Raw genomic sequence first — 12,043 nt, forward strand, 5'->3', positions numbered from 1 at the left:
CTTTGTCAGAACAAAAGTGTTCGAACATCATTTTTGAACGAGGCTCATCCTTAATTGTCTAAGATATACTTCCCAATCAGGTATGCTGGTGTGCAGCTCCAAGCATGACAATAGCTATTAAGTATCGGGCTTCCATAGGGAGAAAACTCTAAATCCTCAGGTTTAAAGGCTTCCCAGAAGGTGTCTGCCCCAAGTCGGATCATTTCTCCCCAGTACTCTTTCATGAGTTTCACAGCTTCCTCTTTGCAGTCCGCTACGAACAATGCTTCCACTACATGATGATACATGTACGGCGTTGCGATCCCTCGAATCGGAAAATGATTCTTGACCGTTTCCTGCATGATCTTTTTGTTTTCCTCTTTATCGAAAACTTCAGCTAGTACCATCCAAACCTGGCTTGCCACATTGATCTCACCAGAAGATTCAATGATAAATTGATCGTTTTCCTCATCAAACAAGTACTTCTTCGAAAAATCGATCATTGAATCTAGTACCTGTCTATAATGGAATTCTCGAGGATCACTGTAGACTTCCGCCAACGCGATCATTCGTCTTAACGTGTAGATCATTATTGCTTGACCCGCGGTGTCTTTTTCAAAATCATTTGACCAATCAACAAACACTGGCCATTCTTCTGTTAGTTTTAAACGACCCATGATATCGACTTGCTCTAACGCCAAATCCACCGCTTTTCTTGCAACTGGATATAAATTTTCTAAAACGTCGTAATCATTTGTCTGAATAAAGTAATCATATAATGAAGTTGCAAAGAAAAGGCTATAGTCAAACAGGAATGTGTCGTCAGGAGTCAACTTTGGCTCAGTAAAGACGTTCGCTGGAATCTTGCCTTGATCCGTTGTCATTCCCCCAAAAAGGTACAAGCATCGCTTCACTAAAGACATGTCGTTAAAAGTGTAATAGTTTGCTAATGCTTGTAAACGCAAATCCCCTAACCATAATCTACGATCCCGTTTCGGACCATCCTCAAAAACGGTTTGCATACAATCCAATAACGTTTTTACGGATACATTGTAAATGTCCTTTAATTCACTGTCTTCAATCTCCACCGAAGGCAATTGGCTCATCGCAACAGAACTCTGTGCCGTAAACACTGGATTACTGAAGCTGACTTTCCATTTAGGAGAGGTATCAATAATGGACAATTCAACATATCGGCAACTATACCTTCTTGGTAATTCGAGCGTCGTAGGCAGGACATCCACATGGATAAATTCTTCTTGAATCCAAGATTTTGACAACCAGCCATCGTAGTCTTCCGATTTTGCATAAAGTTCGGAGGGCACTTCCGCGAATTTTACTTTCATAAATAAAGGCGCATCCATTGGTGAGCCTACTGACTGGATATCGATACTTAATCTTCCGACATAGTGATCCCCTAGATCAAGAATGAGCGACTCTTCTCTGCCAATACTATACTCAGGTAGATCCAACATATTTTTGCTGCTCTTTTTTAATTCAAAATCATTCGTGCGTTCTTCTTCAGGAATCAACTCGACAATTCCGATGGGTTTAATAGTGGTATCGATCAATTCTGGACTATTTCTTTCTGCTCTCTCTAACAGCTTCTCATCGTAGTCCCAAACAACATCCTCGTTAATTTGAAAAGTAAATGCCATGTTCATTCTCCTCGCTAACTATTTTTATGTTGACTATTACACCGTGACATCCGCGTCATGAATAGAACGAGCCTCAGCTTCATGGGTTTCAGATGTTCCATACTTCTTCTGCAATCTCATCATGATGATTCCAGCTATTGTCGCTACTAACACGATCCCGGCAAACCCGATCATTGATGACTGAATACGATCTGGCATGACTAGGTAGGGCGTGATGAAGGCAAATACTCCGCAGCATAATCTTGAAAAACCATTGATAAATCCTTGAAGAGACGCTCTTGTTTCGGCTGGGAATGATTCTTGCGTCCATACTTTGTAAATGGCTTCGCCGGCAAGGGGATTCCCAAAGTTATAAAAGGCGATCGTCATGGCTAACGCAATGAACCCTGCGCCTCCACCGATAAGCGCCATACCGACCATCGCCGCAAATTGAACAAATGCGCCTACAAAGAAGGCTTTGTTTCGATATTTCCCGCCAGAGATTGAAGCAAATACGATCGTCGTTGCTAATGACACGATATTAAGAACGATTCCTAATCCAGTCGCTTGTGTCTGCGTAGCTCCTGCATTTGTTAACGCATACGTTTGAAATTGCCCCCACGTATTTGCTAATAGGTTCCAACATACATAAAATGTAATGATCGCTAAAAAGAAACCAAGGTATTTGTGTTTATTCTGACCAAAAAGAACTGTTTTGAAGGATACTTCTTCTCCTTGTTCAGCGACGGATTTATTCGCCGCTTGTCGTGCGTACCCTTCTTCGTGGAACGTTTTGAATTTTGCGGAAAGTGTTCTCCATAGCCAAGTAATTACGGCGAAACCAAATAAAATTCCAAATACGATTCGAGCGCCTAATACGCCTTCGATCCCTGATAATAGGAAGGAACAAATATAGGAGATGAAGACACCTATTTGCCAAAAGATTTGTGTAGACGACACTAATTTTGCTGAAGTCGTCTCGTCAGGAGCATCGTGAGATACCACGGTTAAACTAATTGGTAGATCGGCCCCGGAGGAAGCGCCCATAATGATCACACCCGTCAGCAGCATTAGAAAACTATTAGAAAAAATACAGATTGCTGCACCGACCGCATAGAAAAGATTTAGCCAATTAAATGATCGGATCAAGCCGAATCCTTTACTGATGTTTCCTGCAAACATTGAACCGAAGGCAATCGCAAACGTTAAACTTCCTGAAAGAATACCCACTTGCCCAGTCGTTAATTCCAATCCTTTTTGCCATACAGGGATGGTTGCGGATAGTCCGACAATGCAGCCTGAGCCTAGCATTGAGCCGATCCCAGCGGCTGTCGCCAGAGGAGAATACCTTTTCACTAGTGCATTTTTTGACTCACTTTTTTTTGACACATTCAACACTCCGTTTCTTTTTGTGATCCGTTGATCATCTTATGAACCAATTGTAAGCGCCTTACAGATTTTCAACTATGGCTGAATCCCATATATTTATTATCCAAACCACAGAAAAAAAGGACCCTCAAACATGAGAGGGTCCTTAAATAAGACAGTTACATTTGCTTTCGTAATTCTTTGGGCGTTTTATCCGTAAATCTCGAGAACAATTTGTATAGAGACGGAAGCGTATCAAATCCAATACTATAGGCGATTTCCTCTATGCTTTTATCCGTCTCCTGCATGAGCTTTAGTGCCGTTTGATACCTTGCAGAGTTGATCAACTCTTTGAATGACTGACCGGTCTCCTTCTTTAATTTGTTGCTCATATAATTGGAATTGTAGCCAAACTGGTCTGATAGCTCCTTCAAGGTCACAGTAGTGAAATGCGCATCTATGAATCTGAGAATACGAATGATTTCTTCATCCTTCTCTTGTTGATCTTCTAAACTCTCTTCTTCTATGGCTCGAGTTAGATTGATCAATAGTAAGGAGAGTAATAGATTTACAGAGCGCATGTAATACCGTTTTTTTTGGTAATACTCTAAAATCAGCTTTTGAAGGATTGATTGAACCTCTTCATTTCTTCCGCAGTGAAAATGAATGAAGGAATCATGTTTTCCAAATTTGTTTGAGGCATTCATCAGAAACCCATTCACTAACCCATTAGACTTCACCATGTTTATAATAATGTCCGTAGAGATCGACTCGTCTTTCAACAGGATATTGATTAAAATATCCTTCTCTTCTAACGGATCTATCCTCTGAACAATCTCTTTATCTAGCAGGATTATTTCGCCCTCTTGTAATTCTATTTTCTTATCATTTACATATTGGGTACAACTCCCAGAAAACATATAGTTAAATTCCACAAACTCATGTGTATGGTTAGGCATTTCTGAAAAGCGATGATGCTTATTGATAAATATGTTTCCTTCTTTAAAAAAATTCTCACTTGGCATCTTTGGAATCTCAACTTCACCGTAGGGCAAATTTTGATCATTCACCATGTGTCCTTCGAGTCGTTGCTCTCTTTCTATCTCATTTTCTTGCCACAATAATTTCTTTAGATCTGACAATTCCATCTCCATACCTCCCACCATTAAGAAAAAAAACTTACAGTACGCCAGTCTTTTCCCTCCGTTTCCCCTTCTAATCTACAATAGAAACGCCGTTAAGAATAGTACAAACTTATAATAAAGTGCTTTTGGATGTTCGATTCGTCACACCTATTGTTTGCCAGTTATCACATATGGGAAACAGTTGAAAGCTGGATTATTAAAAACGGACACCTCCAAAAATCTTCGACAGATTTTCCTGAGGTGTCCGTTTTATTGTTCGTTTCCTAGCCTCTTTTTGACTTGTGGGCTAGGATCAGTCTTTCTTGTTTCGTTTCTTCCAGCTTGCGAGGGCGGTGCTTACTGCGGCGACTCCGATGATCGTTAGGCCTGATCCTGCCAGCATCCCGGTAAGCGGGTAGCGTTTGGCGCGTGTCGGATAGGTCTTGCGCGCAGCGGTTGGGCGGGTGGTTTTCCCAGTTGTTTTTCCGCTGGCGGTCTCGATCGGCTTCAACTGTCCGATCGCCGTCGTGAGTTCGGCGAGGGCGGCGCGGATCTGCTCGGGTGCGGCGTTGGCGTCTGCCAGCACTTTTTTAGCGTTTTCCAGTGCCTTCTCGTAGGTGTCCCAGCTCTCTTTTGTGTACTTGTTTTTGTCGCGCTTGGCTTCTTGTTCTTTCGCGATCACGTCTTCCAGCGCGGCCTTCGTAGGTTTCCACTGGGCAAAGAGCGTGAGGGAACCGCTGGCTTCAGCGACGAGATTTTTGACTTCCTGCTGATCGGTGTAGGTGGTGCCTTTGCCATCTGCCTGAGTATTCCAGCCTGTGAAGCTGTAGCCGTCGCGGGTAAAGGTATTCTTCGCCAGCTTCTCGGCTTTATCATAGGTGAGCCGCTGCGAGGCGCGCGTCCCTGCGCCGCCATTTGGATCAACGATCACCTCGTAAGAATTCGCCTGCCACTGGGCGCTTAATCTGAGATTGCCTGTGGTGCCTGTCGGGATCGTCTGAAGGATTTCCCCCTGATCCGTGACTGCGCGAGCGAGGGTCTCCTCGGAAACCCGCCACCCTAAGAAGGTGTAGCCCAGTCGCTCCTTCTTCGGCAGAACAATGTTCTCGGACTCTACAGTATAGGTGATCGGAGCAAGCGCCGCGTCGTCAAAGGTGATCGTGTAGGTGTTGATCGTCCACTTCGCCGTCAACGCACGATCCCCTGTTTCTCCAACTTTGATACTTTCGACTTTGTCTTTGCCATCGTACCAGCCTTGGAAGGTGTAGCCTTTTTTCGTTGGCGTGGTGAGATCGGCGATGCCTTTTTCGATCGTATAGTGTTGAGCTGCAACGTCTGAACCACCTGCGCTGTCAAAGGTGACGGTGTATTCGATCGCTTCCCATTTTGCGACCAACGATTTATTGCCGGTCATGCCTTTTTCGATTGTATCGACTTTGGTTTCACCGTCGTACCAACCGTGGAAGATGTAGCCTTTGCGTCCAAGTTCTGGCAATTTGAAGGTCTCGGTCTCGACATTGTAGACTTTCGTAGGAACATCTCCTGCCCCTTTACTATCGAAGGTGATCGTGTAGGTATCCATGGTCCATTTCGCCGTCAACGCACGATCCCCTGTTTCTCCGACTTTGATTGCTTCGACTTTATCCTTGCCGTCGTACCAGCCTTGGAAGGTGTAGCCTTTTCTTGTTGGCGTGGTGAAATCGGGCAGTCCTTTTTCAATCGTATAGTGTTGGACGGGAACGTCTGAACCGCCTGCACTTTCGAAGGTGACATTGTATTCGATCGCTTCCCATTTTGCGACCAGCGTTTTATTGCCGGTCGTGCCTTTTTCGATCGTTTCGATTTTGGTTTCGCCGTCGTACCAGCCGTGGAACGTGTAGCCCTTGCGTTTCAGCTCTGGCAATGTGAAGCTTTCGGTCTCGATGGTGTACTTCTTATCTGAAACTGCTTCGCCGCCATTACTATCAAAGGTGATCGTGTAGGTGTCACGTGTCCATTGTGCAAATAGGGTGATCTTGGCATCGTTAACTGCGGTCAGATTTTTGACGGTTTCAGTATTCTTGTATGCTTTTCCGTTGCCATCTTTTTGCGTATTCCAGCCGCTGAAGGTATAGCCTTTTTTGGTGAAGCGATTCTCTGCCAGCTTCGCCTCCTGATCGTAGCGCAGTGCTTGCGATGCTTGGGTGCCCTCGCCCGTATTCGGGTCAAAGTCGATCTGGTAGGTATGTGCCCGCCATTGCGCATACAGGGTGACGGTCTCACCGTCTTTAGCAGAAAGATTCTTCACGGCTTGCTGATCGGTGTAGGATTGTTCGCCTTGCCCATCTGCCTGCGTGTTCCAGCCAGCGAAGGTATAGCCCGTTCGGTTGAACGCATTCGGTAACAGTGTTTTTTCTTCGTCGTAGCTCAGCGTTAGCCCTTGCATCATCCCCGTACCGCCATTTTTGTCAAACTGGATCGAATACTTGTTCAACCGCCAAGTCGCGGTTAATCGGATCGGCGTGGTGATTTTCGCCTGATCGAAATCAAAAGGCTTTCCAGCCAGCGTCCACCCGTCAAATTGATGGTTGGCTTTCGTTCCTTGGTAGTTCGGATTGGTGACCGTCTTGTTCTCCAAAACTTTTTTAGCGGCTAGTTCAGGGCTTCCACCCGCAACATCAAAGGCGACCTCGTGTTTCTTCTGGATCGTATAGGTGTGGACCTTCGTGTCGGACAAGCTATTGTGTCCGCTGACCAGATCAGTCGTCGAATCGTAACTTTCTTTCCCATCATCCATCACCCAATGATAGGTGGTCTTTCCGTCGTTTTCTGCGGTAGGGAGACCGCGCAACTCTTGTGAGTCACTCATTTTGAAGGACTTGGAACAAGCGAGCTCAGTGAGCGCGCTGCACCCTTTAAACATTTCCATTATTTCAGTCGCATTTTTCGTATCCCAGTTTGACAAATCTAAGCTGGTGAGGTTGCTGCAACCGTAAAAAATAGACGTTGCGTTGGTTACTTTTTTCATATTCCATTGTGACATATCTAAACTGCTGAGGCTGCTGCAGTCATAAAACATAGCGACCATCTCTATGACACTCCCTGTATCCCACTTGGAGACATCCAGACCATTGAGGGTGCTACAATCGTAAAACATGCCCCACATGTTCGTTACATTTTCTGTATGCCACTTCGATACATCCAGATTGCTGAGGCTGCTACAGCCAGAAAACAGGTGCCCCATGTTGGTTACGTTCTTCGTCTCCCATTGCGAGACATCCAAACTGCTGAGGGTACTACACCCATAAAAGAGGTTCCCCATGTTGATTACGTTCGCTGTATCCCATTGTGACACATCCAAAGTATCAAGATTGCTGCACCCATTAAACATCCCATTCATATCCTTGATTGCTGAAATATCTGCATCCGCGAATTTAGCAGAGGTTAACTTCGTATTTCCACGGAACAAATCTTCAAATGACCCTGTCACCTTCAAGGGTTTCTCTCCATTTTTCGCCGCTTCGATCTCAAAGGTTTGGGTTGTTCCGTTCAGATAGGAACCTAGTACGGGCTCCAAATCAATCTCCACGGACTTATTATAAAGCCTCGACGGAACCTTGATATTTTCCCCCGTTCCGTTATAGCCAATGATCTTGGTGTACGTCCCCACGTCTTGTGTGACCCACTCGCCTTGTCTCCAATCTGCTTTTAATTCTAATGGTTGCGTGACTGTTTGACTAAAATCGTAGGGTTGATCGCCCACTTTCCAACCGACAAAAGTATGGTCTCGTTTTGTCCCTTTATATTCAGGATCAGCGACTTTTTCGTTGTCCCAGATGGTCGTCGCCGCAGGGGCATCACTTCCGCCATCCGCGTCAAAAGTGACCGCGTGTTTCTTTTGGATTGTGTAGGTGTGAACGTCTGTGTCTGCTAAGCCATTGTGTCCGCTGATCAGTTCAGCCGTCGAATCATAGCTGTTCTTCCTGTCATCCATCACCCAATGGTAGGTGGTCTTTCCGTCGTTTTCCGCAGTAGGGAGACCACGTAACTCTTGCTCGGCATCCATTTTGAAGGACTTGGAACAGGTCAGCTCGGAAAGCTTAGGGCAATTACTAAACATGTGCCACATACTTGTTACATTTTCAGTATTCCAGTTTGACATATCAAGACTGGTGAAGTTGCTACAGCCATAAAACATATCTCCCATTTCTTTTACTTTCTTTGTATCCCATTGTGACACATCCACACTGCTGAGGTTGCTACAACCCAAAAACATAGAATACATATCCTCTACTTTTTCTGTATCCCATTGTGACACATCAAGGCTGATTAGGTTCCTGCATTCAGCAAACATATATAGCATATCTGTTACATTTGCCGTATTCCAGTTGGATACATCCAGACTGCTGAGACTGCTACAACCATAAAACATCTGGCTCATATTTTCTACGTTCGCCGTATCCCATTTTGACACATCCACACTACTGAGGCTGCTACAACCACGAAACATCTGGCTCATATTTTCCACGTTCACCGTATCCCATTTTGACACATCCACACTGCTGAGGTTGCTACAACCATTAAACATAAGACTCATGTCTGTGATTGCTGAAACGTCTGCATCCGCAAATTTAGCAGAGGTTAACTTCTTATTTCCATCGAACAAATTGGCAAATGAGCCTGTCACCTTCACGGGGAGTTCTTCATTTTTCGCCGCTTCGATCTCAAAGGTTTGGGTTCTCCCATTAGGAGGCCCCATGTGATGACCTAGCACCGCTTTCAAATCAATCTCCACCCGCTTGTCATAAAGCATCGACGGAACCTTGATGTTTTCCCCCGTTCCGTTATAGCCAATGATCTTGGTGTACCCTCCCGCATCCTCTGTGACCCACTCGCCTTGTTCCCAATCCGCTTTTAATTCTAGCGGTTCAGTGACTTGCTTGCTAAAATCGTAGGGTTGATCGCCCGCCTTCCAGCCGATAAAGGTATGGTCCCGTTTCTTTCCTTTATAGTCAGGATCAGTGACTTTTTCTTTGTCCCAGATAGTCGTCGCTGAAGGAGCATCACTTCCGCCATCCGCGTCAAAGGAAACTGCGTGTTTCTTTTGGATGGTGTAGGTGTGGGCCTTCGTATCGGACAAACCATTGTGTCCGCTGATCAGATCGTTCGTTGAATCGTAGCTGTTCTTCCTGTCATCCATCACCCAATGATACGTCGTTTTCCCGCTATTTTCCGCAGTAGGGAGACCGCGTAACACTTGCCCGGCATCCATTTTGAATGTCTTGGAACAGGTCAGTTCGGAAAGGTTGGGGCAGTTAAAAAACATTTCATTCATGCTTGTTACGTTTGTCGTATCCCAGTTGGACATATCCAAGCTGCTGAGGTTACTACAGAAAGCAAACATTCCCGCCATGTCTGTTACGTTTGCCGTATTCCAGTTATAGATATCCGGACTATTGAGGCTGCTACAGCCAACAAACATTCCCGTCATTTTTGTCACGTTTGCCGTATTCCAGTTAGAGACGTCCAGACTAATGAGGCTGCTACATTTATAAAACATATAATCCATGTTTGTTACGTTTGCCGTGTTCCAGTTCGATACATCCACACTGCTGAGGTTGCTACAGTTAGCAAACATCCACTGCATGTATTTTACGTTTGCCGTATTCCAGTTCGATACATCCACACTACTGAGGTTGCTACAGCCTTGAAACATCCCATTCATATCAGTGATTGTCGAAGTATCTGCATCCGCGAATTTAGCTGATGTTAACTTCGTATTTGTATTGAACAAATATTCAAATAAGCCTGTCACCTTCACAGGGTTCTCTCCATTTTTTGCCGCTTCAATCTCAAAGGTTTTAGTTTTCGCAGAAAGTCCCCTCAGATATGAACCTAATACCGTTTTCAGATCAATCTCTACCGGATTGTCATAAAGGATCGATGGAACCTTGATAGTTTCCCCCGTTCCGTTATAACCGATGATCCTAGTGTACGTCCCCGCATCCTCTGTGATCCACTCGCCTTGCTTCCAATCTGCCTTCAGTTCAAGTGGTTCCGTGACTTGCTTGCTAAAATCGTAGGGATGATCGCCCAACTTCCAGCCGATAAAGGTATGGTCTCGTTTTGTCCCTTTATAGTCAGGATCAACGACTTTTTCTTTATCCCAGATGGTCGTTGCCGCAGGGGCATCACTTCCGCCATCCGTGTCAAAGGCGACCGCGTGTTTCTTTTGGATGGTGTAGGTATGGGCCTTCGTGTCGGACAAGCCATTGTGCCCGCTGATCAGATCAGCCGTTGAATCGTAGCTTTTCTTCCTATCATCCATCACCCAATGGTAGGTGGTTTTCCCGCTGTTTTCCGCAGTAGGGAGACCGCGTAACACTTGATTGCTACTCATTTTGAATGTCTTGGAACAGGTCAGTTCGAAAAGCTTCGTGCAGTTCGTAAACATTTGATTCATGTTTGTTACGTTTGTCGTATCCCAGTTGGACACGTCCAGACTGGTGAGGTTGCTGCAGTTATAAAACATATATCTCATATTTGTCACGTTTGCCGTGTTCCAGTTCGATACACCCACACTGTTGAGGCTGCTGCAGTTAGCAAACATTTGAATCATGCTGTTTACGTTTGCCGTATTCCAGTTTGAGATATCCAAGCTGCTGAGGTTGCTACAGTCATGAAACATATTATTCATGTCTGTGACGCTTGTCGTTTCCCAGTTTGACATACCCAAGCTGCTGAGGTTGCTACAGCCACGAAACATATTACTCATGTTTCTCACGTTTGCCGTATCCCAGTTCGATACATCCACACTGCTGAGGCTGCTGCAGCCATTAAACATCCAGCTCATATCAGTGATTTCCGAAAAATCTGCATCTGAAAATGTTGCAGATGTTAATATAGGATTTCCATTGAATAAACTGACAAATGAGCCTGTCACCTTTACGGGTCCACTATTTCCCGCCGCTTCGATCTCAAAAGTTTGGGTTGTTCCCGTCAGATGTTGACCTAGTACCGCTTTCAGATCAATCTGTACGGGCTTGTTGTCGATTTCTGATGGGATCGTGATAGTTGCCCCGTTTCCGTTGTAGCTTTTGACCACCATATAGCCGTTTTCTTCTTCTGCGTGCCAATCCGTGGGCGCTTGCGGCGGCATTCGGAGTTGTTTTTCTTTTGTTTCTTCCGTCGGCTCTAATGACTCGGTGTCTGTGGTGTCTGTGGTGTCTGTGGTGTCTTTTGACGTTGATGTTGTGGGTTCTGTCTTGGGTTCCTCTGGTGCTGGGACCGCGGACGCTGGCTTCTCCGTGGACGGTGTGGTGGTGTCTGTTGGGGTTTCTACCGGCAGCGACTCACTCGTCGTTAAGGTGGGCAGCTCTGATTCTGTGGACATCGGCTGCTCATTGGTTATTTCAGGGGTCTCGTTAGCGAACACTTGAATCGGAATAAGGGCGTAATTTCCTACTAACAGCAGTGTCGATCCGACCACACTGATTAGCTGCTTATTGACTTTCTTAAAGACAAATCGCGGCTGTCTGCGGCCGTCTTTGATTGAACCTCTCGTCCTCCAATGCTTCATTTCTCTCTCATCCTCCTTTAGTTCTAACGGTTATTTTAAGTTGTCAGTGTCTCGTTGTTCTTTGCCCCATCGCCCTTAGCTCGTCAAGGTGTAGAAAATTTGATTGTCTGTTAATAGTTTTCACAAACACTCCTGCAGGAAGCTCAGATCCTCCAATCCGTCTTCGCAAATCACTTTTTTTATCATTGCCTTGTTATCTTTCCTCGTTCACTGATTTATTATTTTCACATTAATAATAGTCCTCAATTCAATTAAAACATAATTCTTAATCGTTGTGGGTAAAGGGATGAAAACTATTCCATAAATGTTTAAATCTGTTGCTAAAAACCCTTATTTTTTTTAATTTACTCAAAAAAAGGTTTTTTTAAGACTTGATT

At 44.9% G+C, this 12,043-nt stretch carries 4 protein-coding genes; all 4 read right to left on the bottom strand.

Translation table 11 applies throughout. From position 1 onward, the window contains the following. Window positions 1–50: 50 nt before the first annotated feature. Window positions 51–1,637: an alpha-L-rhamnosidase-related protein gene (locus IGI66_RS18085; protein ID WP_438849857.1), complete on the bottom strand. Its 1,587-nt coding sequence runs from the start codon at window positions 1,635–1,637 to the stop codon at window positions 51–53. Between the two features lie 36 nt (window positions 1,638–1,673). Next, complete coding sequence (locus IGI66_RS18090; protein WP_438849858.1) at window positions 1,674–3,005, bottom strand: MFS transporter; 1,332 nt, start codon at window positions 3,003–3,005, stop codon at window positions 1,674–1,676. 158 nt (window positions 3,006–3,163) lie between these two features. Continuing rightward, window positions 3,164–4,132 carry an AraC family transcriptional regulator gene (locus IGI66_RS18095; protein WP_438849859.1) on the bottom strand — a complete coding sequence of 323 codons (969 nt, stop codon included), beginning with the start codon at window positions 4,130–4,132 and terminating at the stop codon, window positions 3,164–3,166. A gap of 289 nt (window positions 4,133–4,421) precedes the next feature. Then, window positions 4,422–11,666: a BspA family leucine-rich repeat surface protein gene (locus IGI66_RS18100; protein ID WP_438849860.1), complete on the bottom strand. Its 7,245-nt coding sequence runs from the start codon at window positions 11,664–11,666 to the stop codon at window positions 4,422–4,424. Window positions 11,667–12,043: the final 377 nt, after the last annotated feature.

The sequence above is a fragment of the Enterococcus sp. AZ048 genome, assembly GCF_051715125.1.
Taxonomy (GTDB): domain Bacteria; phylum Bacillota; class Bacilli; order Lactobacillales; family Enterococcaceae; genus Enterococcus_A; species Enterococcus_A gilvus.

What these genes read in the sequence shown, in the direction of transcription:
- IGI66_RS18085 (WP_438849857.1), bottom strand. Translation starts at nt 1,637, where the DNA reads ATGGCATTTACTTTTCAAATTAACGAGGATGTTGTTTGGGACTACGAT.
- IGI66_RS18095 (WP_438849859.1), bottom strand. Translation starts at nt 4,132, where the DNA reads ATGGAATTGTCAGATCTAAAGAAATTATTGTGGCAAGAAAATGAGATA.
- IGI66_RS18100 (WP_438849860.1), bottom strand. Translation starts at nt 11,666, where the DNA reads ATGAAGCATTGGAGGACGAGAGGTTCAATCAAAGACGGCCGCAGACAG.